We start from the raw sequence: 13276 nt of genomic DNA, 5'->3' as shown, positions 1-13276 counted from the left end.
GTAGGCGTAAATGACCACCGGGCTCCGGTCGTGGCTGGATGAAAGACCAGTGGCAGGTCAGGACCGATAAACCCGAGCTGTATAACAGCCTGACCGCCTGCATTAGCCAAACCGAGTGGATGAACAGTTCAGTTGCTAAGGGCGACGAGCAATTCGAGTGCCTGCGCTACGATGGGCGGGAAGTTTACCAGTATGTCGAAATCACCAAACGGTAAGAGGGAGAACACATGTTTTCAGTCTTGATACGTCTTGCCTTGACCGCCGGTCTTGCAGCACTCGCAGCCTTGGCCGCAAGTAACTGGCAGAACTACTATCAGCGCCAACTTAACGAAAGCTTCACCAATTTTCTGGTCATTGGCAGTTTGATCGTCCTCGGAGGGCTGGCCGTTGCAGTTTGGTCATTCAGGACAAGGCTGTTCGGGCTGTTGGTGCGTGCCTTGCTATCAGTGCCCTTCATCGGCTTCATCATTCTGGTGATCGTTTGGGTTCGACCGACACGCGATCAACCCTTGGCGGTGATGTTTTTCATTGGGCTCTGCGCAGTTTGCGTGCTTCTGATCGCCGCAATGTGGAGCTATTGGCCTAAGAAACCTTAACTAAGACCCTCAGTGGCTTCGGCTGCTGGGGGTGCCTACTTTGCTTTTTTCATCGTTTCCAGAAGCTGATGCGGGTCTTGGAAGGGGGCTTGGGCTGGTTTTTGATCTGCGGATTTCTGGGCGGGTAGCGGGAGTAAGAAGGGCCCCGTAGGGCCGTTCTAAGGGTGCGGAGGGTGCTGATTCATGCAACCTAGGGGTGCATAGCCACAGTCCCGAGGTAGGCTCTGTCGATGCCGTTTGCCCAGTATTCCCAGTCGTCGTGCTTGTTGTCAGCCTTAGTGCCGATGGTCAGATGTTCGGGGTTTACGCAGCGACGATTGTGGCAGCGGTGACGGATCACCTGATCACTGCTGGCAGCGGTTTCGGTTAGCGCGCAGTAGATGAACCGATAGGCTGTGAACTGCAACCTTGCGAAGCGTACCTTTCTAGTCGCGGTGGTTTCGGTCAAGAGGCAACCGTTCTCATCTCTGACAGCTTCGGAGACGAGTTTATAGGCCAGAGACTGGGCGGCGTCTTTCTGGGTGGCCAAGATTTCATCCCATAACTGTTGCGAGTTGTCTCGGAAGTCAAAGAACTGGAGCTGTGGCATTAATTGATCACCACTGTCGCTGGCAGGTAGTCGCAGACAGCCGCGACCAGACCGTTAGAGTTATAGATATTTCCGTCAGCGACCGAGTGCCCCGGCTTTGCCCACAGCACCCGCGCATAGTCAGCCCCGCCCCACTTTACGTTGCAGTGGGTCCAGCCAAGTTCCATCATCAAGTGCCGGGTGGCGTTTGCACTGTTCCGGAACGTACTGGCTACGAAGTCTGCCACCTCAGTTTGGGTGACGATTAGGTACTTTTTGGCGTCTAAGAACTCTTGCAGCTGTTCGATGTTGGTATGGGCAGCGGCCCCTTGAAGTTGCTTCATCAACGGGGTGCCATGAAGTTCGGTGTTAAGTGTTTGCCCGTCAAAGCTGTCGCTCAGTGTTCTGGCCATCAGGGCGTTATATAGATAAGCGATCTGAGCAGGCTCACGCATTGCCGCAACGATTTGGCCGACGAGGGTTGAAAATTCACCAGCCCGTGGACCTGAAGCATAGCCAGCATGGCCTGTGTTGACGATATAGTAGCGACGTTCACCCTGTTCCAAGAAGGTGGGCAAATGGTTGGTGGTGAAGAGAAAACAAGAAACAAGGGGGGTCTGTTCTGCTTCTCTGCCCTTGCGTTCAGTGGCAACCACCTTATCGGTGATGTAGGTCTTCAGGGCATTGGACTGGTTGGAGTCTGGCCGCAGGCTGAGTTCCTCGGAGATCACCAGTCGGTTGGTGAAGGCAAAGTTGTTGAAACGGGATGTCAGCTTGTCCACGTTGTTTTGGGTGGCAGTGTTATCAGCGCCAAACAGGTTGCGTGCGAGGTCGCAGAAGGTGCTTTTGCCTGTTCCTTTTTCTTTGGAGTAGAGAAGTAGCGCCCAAGCTGGCTTTTGGTCTTCGTGTTGCAAGCAGTATGCTAACCAGTCGAGGATGCGTGTCCTTTCTTCCTCTCGTGGAAAAACCCAGTTGAAGAATTCCTCAAACGGGCCGTAGGTGGCTTCGGTGATGCCTAGGCCACGATAAGTCGGAGATTTCCAAGTATTCAGGCTTACGGTGCCGTTGGATTTCCAGATGACCCTGTTTGGGTTTCCGGGGTGACACGCCATAGACCCGCCCCACACTGGTACGCTGCGGTTTCGGTCGGAATGTTTGCGTTCGATGCCAATGTCGAACACTTGCTTGAGCAGCGGTTGGGTGACTTGCTCGACTGGATACCTAGTGCCAAGTGTGGCGATGAAGGCTTGCTCAATGTCTCGGCGGGATAGTGGTTCGGTCGGGTGGTCAACGTGATAAAAGCGGGTCTCTCGGCGCACGTAGGAGGCGCAGAGATCGGTGCAGAGGGTGTCGAAGAGCAGGTTAGTCTGTATGGTCAAGATTTGTTCCTTTAAAATTGGGCATATGCTGAAAAAATTGCATATCGAACCATGAGACAGGGTGATTATGAAAAATGCCGGCGTCGGTGCTGGCTGAACCCGATCCTGATTTCTCAGGCGCTGATGGATCCTCGCTGGGTCATCACTAGGTGTTCGTAGGCCATATGCACCTGAGCCTGCGCGACGTCAAGCCGTAGGCGTGGTCTTGAAATATCCGTGGCTGAAAATGTCTCTCCCTTGTCACCCGCACTGCATGTGAGTTGGTTGAGGATGGCCTGCATCCGGTGCATCGAACGCCAGCAATTGATGCTAGTACGGTTAGCTAGGTGGGAGGAGAGGATGGGGAGGGTGGTTATTCCCTATAAGATCTAGGGGGAGGAGGAGCACTACCTTCCAGTCCCTCCAGATAACCCTTTATCATCCATTACTTATACCTATTCCTCCAGCCGAAAGTGAACAAGCAGAGGCAAGGTAAGCTGTGGTTGGTGATGGGCACGTCCAAACACTATTCTAAGCGTCTAAGCCCTTCACGAGCGGCCTTGCTTTCCGGCCCGGCAACGTTTCGAGCGAGGCCAACCGCCGCCAGTCCCTGAATGAACCACCAGCCCGGATCTGATTGCCCGGGATGTAAACCCAAGCGGGCCGAGTGTGGAAAGGCGTGATGATTGCCGTGCCAGTTCTCGCCAAAAGTCAGTAACCCAAGACCCGGCAAATTGTAACCTTGCACTGGCAATCCATCTATCACCCAAGCCTGATGCCCTTTGCGATGCGCAAAATGCCCGACCATCCAGTGCCCGAACAACGACACCGCAATCCGCAGACTAACGCCCCAAAACACCAGATCTATACCTCCCACTAACCAGAGGCAGAGCACCAAAGGGAGTTGTTGCAGCATCCACCACCGCTCCAGCCATTGATAGAACGGGTCATCGGCAATGCGATCCTCAACAACAAACAGTGGAGGCGATTCAAGCAAAAAAACGCAATGAACTTGCCACCAGAAATCTTTCCAAAATCCAGCGCCATGCGATGGATGCGGTGGGCAGATCCTCTGCCGCTGATGCCAATCGCGCATGTCATGGGCCCGTATCATTCCTAGAGGTCCAGCCATTCCCACCAGCACACCCAACCATACCAGCATCCGTTCCAGCCATGGAGAGGTGTCAAAGCTGCGGTGGATCAGAAGTCTGTGCATCCCGACCGAATGCCCGGCGCAAATTGTGATTGCGGAGAAAAACACAAATACCGCCAGACCCTGTAAAGACGGCGCGAAGACCACAGCGAGCACCCCCAGCATCGCGTGGGCGCTGAACCAGAGCGACTTCACCGGCTCCCAGACAATCCGTCCGTCTACCGCAGACGCCGACGCAACGGCGAGCACTCTATCAGTCGAGATTAGTGCTTCGCCCAATCCACTGCTGCCCTTCGCCGAAATCCCATATCGCAAGCTATAAACAATGAACCTTTAACTTAGCAATAGGCTCAAAGCGTCATCGCCCCCGCCAACACTCACCCCGCCACCCGCACTTGGGGCATCGCTTGGGGCACTTCTGCCAACGAACGCCCCATGGTCCGCCAAAACCGCGAATAACGGCAGGCCAGCAAACCCGCGCCTAAGCCTTTGACCGCAAATAAGAACGCCCAGCGACATTGCCGCTTTTCTCAATTAGTCTGACAATTCTGAAGGAAGTTGGCTGGGGCGGGAGGGATCGAACCTCCGTATGTCGGTACCAAAAACCGATGCCTTACCGCTTGGCGACGCCCCAACTGCGGCGGTATTTAGCGAAGGGTTCCGGGGGGTGCAAGGGGCATTTTGCGAAAATCTTCGTATGGTTGTCAGGCGCGTGTTTGGCAGCGTATGAGGGGCTATGGAACAGATGGATGTCATTGTTTTGGGCGCGGGCGCGGCGGGGATGTTTGCCGCGATCGAGGCTGGGCGGCGGGGGCGCAGGGTCTTGGTGATCGACCACGCCAAGTCTGCGGGCGAGAAGATTCGCATCTCGGGCGGGGGGCGGTGCAATTTCACCAATCTGGGGATTGCGGCGGATCGCTTCATCTCAAAAAATCCGCGCTTTGCGTTGTCGGCTTTGAAGCGGTTCAGCCAGTGGGATTTCATCGCGCGGATGGATGGTGCTGGCATTGCCTGGCATGAAAAGACCCTGGGCCAGCTGTTTTGTGACGGCTCGGCCAAGCAGGTCGTCGATATGCTGCTGGGCGATATGGCGCGGGCGGGGGTGGCCTTGTGGCTCGGCTGTGGTGTGACGGCGGTGCGGCGGGGGGCTGCGGGGTTTGAAGTTGAAACCGCGCGGGGGCTGGTGCGGGCGGCGTCGGTGGTGGTCGCCACAGGCGGCAAGTCGATCCCGAAGATGGGGGCGAGTGGGTTCGGCTATCAGGTTGCGGAGAGCTTTGGGCTGGGCGTGGTCGAATTGCGCCCGGGTTTGGTGCCGCTGACCTTTGCTGCGCAGGAACTGGACTGGATGGTGCCGCTGGCCGGGGTTGCGGTGCAGGGGCGGGTTTCTGCGGGCAGGACCGGCTTTGATGAGGCGGTTCTGTTCACCCATCGCGGGCTGTCGGGGCCTGCGGTGTTGCAGGCGTCCAGCTATTGGCGTGAGGGGGACGAGATCCGGCTGGATTTGGCACCGGGCCTTGATGTGGCGGCGGTGCTGGGGCAGGCCAAGCGCGCGCAGGGACGGGCAGCATTGCGGACCGTATTGGCGCGCATCCTGCCCGAGAAACTGGCGCGGCATATCGAGGCCGATTTGGCGATCACGGCGCCGATGGCGGAGATAAGCCGGGCCGATCTGGAGCGGGTCACCCTGATGCTGCGGGAGTGGCGGCTGCGCCCGGTGGGATCGGAAGGCTACCGCACGGCAGAGGTGACTTTGGGCGGGGTTGATACCGATGGCCTCGATGGCCGGACGATGATGGCGCGCGGCGTGCCGGGGTTGTTTTTCATCGGCGAGGTGGTCGATGTCACCGGCTGGCTCGGCGGCTATAATTTTCAATGGGCGTGGTCGTCAGGCTGGGCTGCAGGGCAGGTTGCGTGAAGCTGTCCACGCGTGGACATTTTATCACCTGTTAGTTATCAATGGCTTACAGGGGCCTTATTCATCATTTCTTAACATTTTCCGCTAAAATTTGTCTAAAAGTGTCATCCTCTCTGTCTAAATATCCCGGGGGTGCGGGGGCTGGCCCCCGCTCTTGCCCCATCAACCCGCACCGCTTCAAACGTGCAGCGGATCGGCTTTCGCCAAGCGGTCAAATGCCATCAGGCTGGCGATCAGCGCGGCCATTTTATCCAGCGGGATCATGTTTGGGCCATCCGAGGGGGCAGTATCGGGGGCCTCGTGCGTTTCAATAAACACGCCAGCAATGCCCAAGGACACCGCCGCGCGCGCCATCACCGGGGCGAATTCGCGCTGCCCGCCGCTTGATCCGCCCAATCCACCGGGTTGTTGCACGCTATGGGTCGCATCCATGATCACCGGATAGCCCGTGCGCATCATGATCGGCAGGCTGCGCATATCGGTGACAAGCGTGTTATAACCAAAACTTGCGCCGCGTTCGGTTAGCAGGATGTTGTCATTGCCGGTTGAAGCGACTTTGCTGGCGACATTTTCCATATCCCAAGGTGCCAGAAACTGCCCCTTTTTGATGTTCACCACCGCACCTGTTTCGCCCGCCGCCAGCAGCAGATCGGTTTGGCGACACAAAAAGGCCGGTATCTGGATGATATCGACAACATGCGCCGCCGCGCGCGCTTGTGCGGCATCGTGAATGTCGGTCAGCACCGGCACACCCGTGGCACGCACGGCCTCCAGCACCTTCAGCCCCGCGTCCATCCCCATGCCGCGACGGCCTGAAAGTGAGGTGCGGTTGGCCTTGTCGTAGCTGGCCTTGAACACATATTGCGCCCCCGCTGCGGCGCAGGCCTCTGCCATCACACCCGCGATCATCTGGGCGTGATCAAGGCTTTCCAACTGGCACGGGCCTGCGATCACCAGCAAAGGTTGGTCATTGCCGACGCACAAGCCGCCGATGTTAATCTGTTTCATCCAGAGGTGACCTGTTCATAAAGGATGGCGATGGTCATGGTGATCATCAGATAGATCCCGATCAGGATCAGCATGACCACCAAAGTCGACTCGAAAGCGCGCGGGTAGGCGGCTTCATCCGCCTCAACCGGGTTGACCGAGACCGACAGATAGCGGGTCTGCCGGTTGGCCTCATTGCGGGCAAGTTCTGTGGCCTGCAGCGATTGCGCCAGCATCAGCTGCCGGGTCTGCACCTCGGCCTGCGCGACCAGCAGTTCCGACTGCACACGCGCCAGCGATTGGCCGTTGGCGTCATTTTCGGTCAGCTTGGCGCGCAGCTGCGCGGTTTGATCCTCAAGGGTCGCAATGCGGCGCTTGACGGGTTCCATCCGGGCCTGATTGGGGTTGGAGTTCGCCTCCATCTGCGCCAGCGACAGCCGCTCGGTGGTCAGCTGCGTGTCCAGCTGGCCGATCTGCGCGGTGATCAGGCTGATTTCAACCTCGGACGACAGCACCTTGGTTTTCTCTTGCAAGCCAACCACGGTTTCATTGGCCTCTTTCAGCTTGGCCTCGGCCTCGTCATAGCTTTCGCGCGCGCCCTTCATCTGATCATCGCGCACCCGCGCGGTCATCATGTCAACGCGTTCTTCGGCATAGCCCAGCAAAGCGTTTGAGAATTTGACCGCCGTTTGCGGATCGGCGGCAATCACCTCCATCTTCACCACGCCTTCGGTGGGATCGTAAGAGATTTTCACGAATTTATGGTACAGCTTGTAGACCGCGCCTTGGGTCGCATCCGGCGCAAGCCGTTGCAGCGCATCCATATTCGGCCCCGAGAAATGCGCGCGGAAATTAAGATCCTTGTCCAGACGCTCCATCGCGTCCTGACTTTGCAGATAGCCTTGCACGGTGATCGAATCCTGCGACGTCGCCATCGCAGAGCCTTTCAGCATCGAGCTCAGCCCCGACGGCGCTGCATCATTCTGCTGGATGACGAATTCGGTGCGGCTGGAATACAGCGGCGTTGCGATGGTGTAATAATAGATCCCTGCAAGGATGGTCGGCAGCATCACAAACACGAACATCCGCGCCGCCAGCAGCAGCGATTTCTTGCGCCGCCGTGCCACGATATCGCGCTGAATCTTGCCGACTTCGGCGAAATGCGCGCGCTCGATCTGCTCTTCGGTGGACGGCAGTTGGATCGGTTTGATGGTTTGCGGCAACTGCACGCCATCGCCGCCCGGGGTGACGGTCAATGCGCGCGAGCCGGGCGATTTTGGCGGGCCGTCGCCAGACGAGACCAGCTCCAGCACGGAATTGGCCTGAAACGGGTCGATGCCTGCGTTGCGCAGCAGCCGCACCGCATCGAAATCCGAAGTTGCGGGCAGGCCGTGTTTTTGCGCCAGCCTGCGTGCCATGCGCAACTGCCGCCCGGTCAGACCCTCTTGCCGGATGGTGTCGATGTCGGCGGGGGCAGAGTCCGCTGCCGCAGCGGCGTCGGGTTTTGCCGCGGTGGGAAAGCGCATGCCCGCAAAGCCATCGTCTTCATCGGTGGGAAAGAAGGCGCGATCGCCGATCTTTGGTTGCGTGGCGGGTTTACCCGCTTTGGCGGTGGGTTGTGGCTGTGGCGCGGCTGTCGGTTTGGCCGCAGGCATGGCGGCGCTGGTCGGCGGCAACGGGGCAGGTGCCTCAATCGGGTCTGGGCGGCGGGTGCGAAACCGCTGAACGCTAAGCTTGGTAGTCATAAAGCCGCTTCGCCTCTTCTAAAGATTCAAACATGTACAATTGACCATTGCGCAACACCGCGGCCGAGCGGCAGAACTTTTCCAGCGTCGCTGGCTGGTGCGAGACCACCACGACGGTGGCATTTTTCAGCCGCTGGCGCAGCACTTCGCCGGCCTTGCGGTTGAATTCCACATCGGTCGAGGAGGGCATCCCCTCATCGATCAGATAAATATCAAACTCCAGCGCCAACATCAGCGCGAAGGAAAACCGCGAGCGCATGCCAGAGGAATATTTGCCAACCGGCTGGTCGAAATATTCGTCGATATTGGCCAGCCAGCGGCAAAAACTTTCGACATAATCGGGATCAAGCCCATAAAGCCGGGCGATATAGCGGGCATTTTCGGTTGCGGTGTGTTTGGCAAGAATGCCGCCCATAAACCCCAGCGGAAACGAGATGCGCGAGGTGCGCACGACGCGGCCTTCGTCAGGCTTTTCCAGCCCTGCCATCATGTTGATGATCGTGGTCTTGCCGGTGCCGTTGCGGGCAAGGATGCCAAGGGAATTGCCGACCTCAACACTGAACGAGGCGCGGTCAAGGATCACCTTGCGCGACTTACCTGTCCAGAAGGACTTACTGACATTTTCAAACGCGATCATGGCTGCCCGGCGGGCCTGCCTCCTGCTTCTAAATCGTTTCAGGCCAGCCTGCGCCAACCTTAGCCCGGATGTGTTAACGCTTGGTTCATGGTTGCCCACAAGAGCCAATGCCAGATTTATCCCGGCTTTGAGGCATCATTATGTCGCATCTGTGGACAATGGCGCAAGGTGGGGCGATGGCGGCTTGGGGAAATTCGGTCGCAAGCCTTCGGTTTTCAGGACATCTTTGCGGTGGTTCGCGCCAGGGATGCGCAGGTTTTCGCACTGCAATCCCACGGCGCAAAACGCCGCTAAAACGGCGTGTATTTCAATATTTAGTGGGTAAATTTCTCCGATCCGCAACCTACAGAGATTTGTCCCAGCTGGGACAGAATTTGCAGCAAAACCAGACCGGCTTTATGCCAGTTGCAGGCAGGATTTTCAGCGCCGGGTCAACCGCGCCAGCAGCAGCGCGAAAGCGCCCGCCAGCAACGACAGCGCCAGCCCCATCCTTGCGGCTTCGGCCATGCCGCCGCCGGGCAAAGCGGTCTCCAGCGCCAGAACCGGCACGGTAAAGCCCAAGCCCAGCAGCGCCGCGATCAGCAACAGCTCTCGCAGGCGGATGCCTTGCGGCAGGGTGCGGCGGGTGATGCGCGCGGCCAGCATGCAGCCGACCAGAAACCCCAAGGGCTTGCCGATCCAGAACGCGGCAAGCGTGGTCAGGGTGGTGGGGGCGAAGGCTGCAAAGTCGATGCCGCCACGGGTCAGCCCGAACAAAAACAACACCAGCGCCAAGGGCCGCACCAGCAGATGTGCCAGCCGGTTCAGCGGATCGTGCAACAGATTTTCGGCCTCGGCAAACAAGCCAAAGCTGCGGTCGGCATGCGGAATGGCTGGCAGCACCGGCAGCAGCCCCAGCGCGGGCGGCAGCCCAGCGGCCGCAATCCCGACAAAGGAAATCACGCCTGCCAGTATATAGGGCCAAAGCTGCAAGCCACGCCGCCGTGCCGCCTCTGACGCCTTGGGGCTGGGGCGGCGACCGTACAGCGCCCAGACCGCAAAGCTCGCGATCAGCGGCAGCACCAACCAGCCCAACCGGAACAACCCACCACTGGGATAGGACAGGCCCAGCACCAACAGCCCCAGCACATCGCAGGCAATGGTGACAAGCAGCAGCACATGCAGCGCCGGATGCCCTGCGCCAAACACCCGCCGCCCGATCACATAGCCAAGCACCACATCCGATCCCAGCGGCACCTGCCAGCCGATGGCGACAGATGCCTCTGCGGCGGTTTCGATCATCGTGCCTGCGATGATCCAGACCACGGCGGCACCAAAGGCTGCCCCGACCACCCCGCCAAGCGGCACAATGGATTGCGGGCCGGACAAAGCGCCGCGCTCCAGGATCAGCGCCTCCCACAATTCTTTGCCGACAAAGAACATGAACAGCGCCATCAAGCCATCCGAGGTGATGCTGGCAGGCGTCAGCGCCGGACTTTGCACGCCCCAGCGCGTCAGCCACTCGGGCAGAAAGCCGGGTGCATGCAAATCGGCCAGCCGCCATTCGATGAAATCATAGTAGCTGGCAGCGTTCAGGTTCAGCCACAGCGTCGCCGCAAGGATGCCAAGACACAAAGCCAGCGCGAAATGACGCACGAAAGGCGAGACACGATACATAGGGGCAATCCGCGGCAGAGGGGCTGTTACCTCTCAATATCTGGTGGGCCGATGGCTCACAACGAGGATTTGCCAGAAGTCTTGCAGTGTTGCAGTGCTGTTGTGATCCGTTGGGTCGTGGTAACACCAGCACGGATAGAACGGAGGATGCGATGCAGGAACTCGATCAGGCTTATGCGTTGATGCAGGCGGGCGATGCGCAGGCGGGGTTGCGGTTTTACCGATTGCTCGCCGACGCCACATTGTTCTTGCTGCTGGAACGCGAAGCCGAGGGCGAGCGGGTTGATCCCAAGGTGTTTGATCTGGAGGAAGGCCCGGTTTTGCTGGCCTATTCCAGCGAGGAACGTCTGGCCGCGATGGGCGACGGCCCCTTGGCCTATGCAGCGCTGCCGGGACGGTTGATCGCGCATCAGATGCTGGGGCAGGGCCTCTCGTTGGGGCTGAACTTCGGCTCGGGGGCGGCGTCAGAGGTGCTTCTGCCGCCCGAGGCCCTGCGCTGGCTGTGCGAGATGTTAGAGGCCACCCCGGTGGAGGTTGACGCGGTGCCTGCACAATTTTTCGCGCCCAAAGGCCTGCCGGATGCACTGAGCGACGCTTTGAGCTTTACCTTGGGCGGGGCTGCAGGTTTGGCGCGGGCGGCATTGTTGGCGGGGGTGCGCTATCGCGATGGGCGGCTTGGGCACATGTTGGCGGTGATTGACGCACAACCCGGCGCAGAAGACGCTTTGGCACGCGCACTTGGCGAGGCTTTGGTGTTTTCCGGGCTGGAGGCTGGCGAGTTGGATGTGACGTTTTTGGCATCGAGCGAGGCTGTGGTGGCGGAACTGTCGCGGGTGGCGGTGGTATTCGAGGTGCCGGATCTGGCGGTTGAGGCACCGCTTCAACGTGCGGCGCCGGGGATGGATGGCAAACCCCCAGTCTTGCGGTGAGCGCCGGGGTTTCACACCCCGGGCCCCGTGGGATATTTTTCCAGAGAGGATGACCAATTTTAGTCAATCTGTCTTGATCGAAATGGGGGTAATATAATACCGTATCTTTTATGCGATTGAAATTGCTTGTTATTATGTTTGATGCAGCGCTTGACGCTGTGCGGGCTTTGCGCGATAAGCCGCCATCCGAAATGCGAGAGGGGACTCTCGCCCTCTCTCTTATGGGTTCGATATGAAAACCTTCTCCGCTACGCCTGCGGACATTGACAAGAAATGGATCCTGATCGACGCCGAAGGCATCGTTCTGGGCCGTCTTGCGACGATCGTGGCAAACATTCTGCGCGGCAAAAACAAGCCGACCTTCACCCCCCACATGGACATGGGTGATAATGTTATCGTCATCAACGCGGATAAAATCCAGATGACCGGTAACAAGCGCAACGACAAGATCTACTACTGGCACACCGGCCACCCGGGCGGCATCAAGCAGCGCACTGCCAAGCAAGTCTTGGAAGGTGCTCATCCCGAGCGCGTTGTGATCAAGGCTGTTGAGCGTATGATCACCCGCAACCGTCTGGGCCGCGTTCAGATGACCAACCTGCGCGTTTACGCGTCGGCTGAGCATCCGCATGAGGCGCAACAGCCCACCGTTCTGGACCTTGCGGCCCTGAACCCGAAAAACACTCGGAGCGCGTAACCATGTCCGAAATCAAATCTCTCGACGATCTGAAATCGGCTGTTGGCGCAGCAGCACCTGCTGCTCCGGCTGCCATCGTGCGCGTCGCTGTGCGTGACAAGCTGGGTCGCGCTTATGCGACCGGCAAGCGGAAGAACGCTGTTGCGCGTGTCTGGATCAAACCGGGTTCGGGCAAAGTCACCGTGAACGGCAAAGAGATGGCGGTTTATTTCGCGCGTCCTGTGCTGCAAATGATCCTGCGTCAGCCGTTCACCGTTGCTGGCGTTGAAGGCCAGTTCGACGTGATGGCGACGGTTGCTGGTGGTGGTCTTTCGGGCCAAGCTGGCGCTGTGAAGCACGGCGTGTCGAAAGCACTGCAGTTGTATGAGCCCGCCTTGCGCGGCGCTTTGAAAGCCGCTGGCTTCCTGACACGCGACAGCCGTGTGGTTGAGCGTAAGAAATACGGCAAGGCGAAAGCCCGTAAATCGTTCCAGTTCTCGAAGCGCTAAGCTTTACTGGTTTGGACTGTGCAAAAGGCCCGTGGTGTTCCACGGGCCTTTTGTTTTGGCGGCGGGTGGTTTGCTTTTGTCCCCGCGGGGACAGATTTTCTGCTGTCCCAGCGGGGACAGACTTGTGTGTGTCGGGCGGTTTTTTGGCAGTTTTCCACAACATGTTGTGGTTTTTGACCTTTTTCCGTTTGGCTATAAAAAAACGGGCCGGAAAAACCGGCCCGAGGTTGGGGAACAGGGAGAATAGTCTCAGGCGCGCCAGAACGGCTTTTCAGCCTCTTGTTCGGCATGGCTTTCTGACAGGCCGATATCGCGCAGCATGTGTTTGGGCATCTGGGCCAACTGCTTTCGGGTGCGATGGCGCAGCTCCCAGCGCGCAACAGTCAGCGCCAGCGCGACCACGACGCGCGACAGCGGCGGCAGGTTTTGGGCATTGAGGGCGACGGCTTGGGAATACGACATTTGCTTCATCCGATTGTATTGATACAAGATGCAGTTGCCTGCTATGATTGATACAATGTTGGCCACCGAATCGCCAGAGGAACAT

The 13276-nt window shown here is 58.6% G+C and carries 13 protein-coding genes and 1 tRNA gene; 5 read left to right on the top strand and 9 right to left on the bottom strand.

Features of this window, described 5'->3' with window-relative positions; translation table 11 throughout:
* Nucleotides 1-227 precede the first annotated feature (227 nt).
* On the top strand, nt 228-596 hold the full coding sequence (locus QQJ98_RS00660; protein WP_284323387.1) for a hypothetical protein: 369 nt from the start codon (nt 228-230) through the stop codon (nt 594-596).
* A 190-nt stretch (nt 597-786) separates the two neighbouring features.
* Here QQJ98_RS00660 and QQJ98_RS00655 read toward each other — a convergent pair whose 3' ends face one another.
* The 4 genes from QQJ98_RS00655 to QQJ98_RS00640 all read right to left on the bottom strand — a co-directional run bounded on the left by QQJ98_RS00655 (nt 787) and on the right by QQJ98_RS00640 (nt 4309).
* Nucleotides 787-1044 (bottom strand): HNH endonuclease, encoded by a 258-nt coding sequence (locus QQJ98_RS00655; RefSeq protein WP_284323386.1) that lies wholly within the window; start codon nt 1042-1044, stop codon nt 787-789.
* A gap of 140 nt (nt 1045-1184) precedes the next feature.
* A complete protein-coding gene (locus tag QQJ98_RS00650) occupies nt 1185-2543 on the bottom strand; it encodes a primase-helicase family protein (protein WP_284323385.1) in 1359 nt (452 codons plus the stop codon).
* A gap of 505 nt (nt 2544-3048) precedes the next feature.
* Nucleotides 3049-3870, bottom strand: coding sequence for an acyl-CoA desaturase (locus QQJ98_RS00645; protein ID WP_284323384.1), 822 nt, complete (start codon nt 3868-3870; stop codon nt 3049-3051).
* 364 nt (nt 3871-4234) lie between these two features.
* A tRNA-Gln gene (locus tag QQJ98_RS00640) sits at nt 4235-4309 on the bottom strand.
* Nucleotides 4310-4411: 102 nt separating this feature from the next.
* Here QQJ98_RS00640 and QQJ98_RS00635 point away from each other — a divergent pair.
* Nucleotides 4412-5590 (top strand): BaiN/RdsA family NAD(P)/FAD-dependent oxidoreductase, encoded by a 1179-nt coding sequence (locus tag QQJ98_RS00635; RefSeq protein WP_284323383.1) that lies wholly within the window; start codon nt 4412-4414, stop codon nt 5588-5590.
* Nucleotides 5591-5767: 177 nt separating this feature from the next.
* Here QQJ98_RS00635 and kdsA read toward each other — a convergent pair whose 3' ends face one another.
* The 4 genes from kdsA to QQJ98_RS00615 form a co-directional block, all read right to left on the bottom strand.
* Nucleotides 5768-6598 carry a 3-deoxy-8-phosphooctulonate synthase gene (gene kdsA, locus QQJ98_RS00630; protein ID WP_284323382.1) on the bottom strand — a complete coding sequence of 277 codons (831 nt, stop codon included), beginning with the start codon at nt 6596-6598 and terminating at the stop codon, nt 5768-5770.
* Entirely contained in the window at nt 6595-8322 is a 1728-nt protein-coding gene (locus tag QQJ98_RS00625; RefSeq protein WP_284323381.1) for a capsule biosynthesis protein, read from the bottom strand. The genes kdsA and QQJ98_RS00625 overlap by 4 nt, the downstream gene beginning before the upstream one ends.
* Nucleotides 8306-8959, bottom strand: a complete 654-nt coding sequence (locus QQJ98_RS00620) for an ABC transporter ATP-binding protein (protein WP_284323380.1) — start codon at nt 8957-8959, stop codon at nt 8306-8308. The genes QQJ98_RS00625 and QQJ98_RS00620 overlap by 17 nt, the downstream gene beginning before the upstream one ends.
* A 420-nt stretch (nt 8960-9379) precedes the next feature.
* The gene (locus QQJ98_RS00615; protein ID WP_284323379.1) at nt 9380-10615 is read right to left on the bottom strand and encodes a Na+/H+ antiporter NhaA; all 1236 of its coding nucleotides are present in this window, start codon (nt 10613-10615) and stop codon (nt 9380-9382) included.
* Nucleotides 10616-10767: 152 nt separating this feature from the next.
* Here QQJ98_RS00615 and QQJ98_RS00610 point away from each other — a divergent pair, with 152 nt between their 5' ends.
* The 3 genes from QQJ98_RS00610 to rpsI all read left to right on the top strand — a co-directional run bounded on the left by QQJ98_RS00610 (nt 10768) and on the right by rpsI (nt 12729).
* Nucleotides 10768-11544 carry an SseB family protein gene (locus tag QQJ98_RS00610; RefSeq protein ID WP_284323378.1) on the top strand — a complete coding sequence of 259 codons (777 nt, stop codon included), beginning with the start codon at nt 10768-10770 and terminating at the stop codon, nt 11542-11544.
* A 232-nt stretch (nt 11545-11776) separates the two neighbouring features.
* The gene (gene rplM, locus QQJ98_RS00605; protein WP_284323377.1) at nt 11777-12241 is read left to right on the top strand and encodes a 50S ribosomal protein L13; all 465 of its coding nucleotides are present in this window, start codon (nt 11777-11779) and stop codon (nt 12239-12241) included.
* Between the two features lie 2 nt (nt 12242-12243).
* On the top strand, nt 12244-12729 hold the full coding sequence (gene rpsI / locus QQJ98_RS00600; protein ID WP_284323376.1) for a 30S ribosomal protein S9: 486 nt from the start codon (nt 12244-12246) through the stop codon (nt 12727-12729).
* Nucleotides 12730-12978: 249 nt separating this feature from the next.
* Here the strand turns inward: rpsI and QQJ98_RS00595 are convergent, their stop codons facing one another.
* Nucleotides 12979-13191: a DUF1127 domain-containing protein gene (locus QQJ98_RS00595; protein ID WP_284323375.1), complete on the bottom strand. Its 213-nt coding sequence runs from the start codon at nt 13189-13191 to the stop codon at nt 12979-12981.
* Between the last annotated feature and the right edge of the window lie 85 nt (nt 13192-13276).

Origin of the sequence: Cypionkella aquatica (genome assembly GCF_030161095.1) — a bacterium.
GTDB lineage: Bacteria > Pseudomonadota > Alphaproteobacteria > Rhodobacterales > Rhodobacteraceae > Cypionkella > Cypionkella aquatica.
The sequence above is the reverse complement of the archived record's forward strand: the minus strand, read 5'-3'. Positions and strand labels throughout refer to the sequence as shown.

Coding starts and splice junctions, on each gene's coding strand:
- QQJ98_RS00660 (WP_284323387.1), top strand. CDS start 228: ATGTTTTCAGTCTTGATACGTCTTGCCTTGACCGCCGGTCTTGCAGCA.
- QQJ98_RS00635 (WP_284323383.1), top strand. CDS start 4,412: ATGGAACAGATGGATGTCATTGTTTTGGGCGCGGGCGCGGCGGGGATG.
- kdsA (WP_284323382.1), bottom strand. CDS start 6,598: ATGAAACAGATTAACATCGGCGGCTTGTGCGTCGGCAATGACCAACCT.
- QQJ98_RS00625 (WP_284323381.1), bottom strand. CDS start 8,322: ATGACTACCAAGCTTAGCGTTCAGCGGTTTCGCACCCGCCGCCCAGAC.
- QQJ98_RS00620 (WP_284323380.1), bottom strand. CDS start 8,959: ATGATCGCGTTTGAAAATGTCAGTAAGTCCTTCTGGACAGGTAAGTCG.
- QQJ98_RS00615 (WP_284323379.1), bottom strand. CDS start 10,615: ATGTATCGTGTCTCGCCTTTCGTGCGTCATTTCGCGCTGGCTTTGTGT.
- QQJ98_RS00610 (WP_284323378.1), top strand. CDS start 10,768: ATGCAGGAACTCGATCAGGCTTATGCGTTGATGCAGGCGGGCGATGCG.
- rplM (WP_284323377.1), top strand. CDS start 11,777: ATGAAAACCTTCTCCGCTACGCCTGCGGACATTGACAAGAAATGGATC.
- rpsI (WP_284323376.1), top strand. CDS start 12,244: ATGTCCGAAATCAAATCTCTCGACGATCTGAAATCGGCTGTTGGCGCA.
- QQJ98_RS00595 (WP_284323375.1), bottom strand. CDS start 13,191: ATGTCGTATTCCCAAGCCGTCGCCCTCAATGCCCAAAACCTGCCGCCG.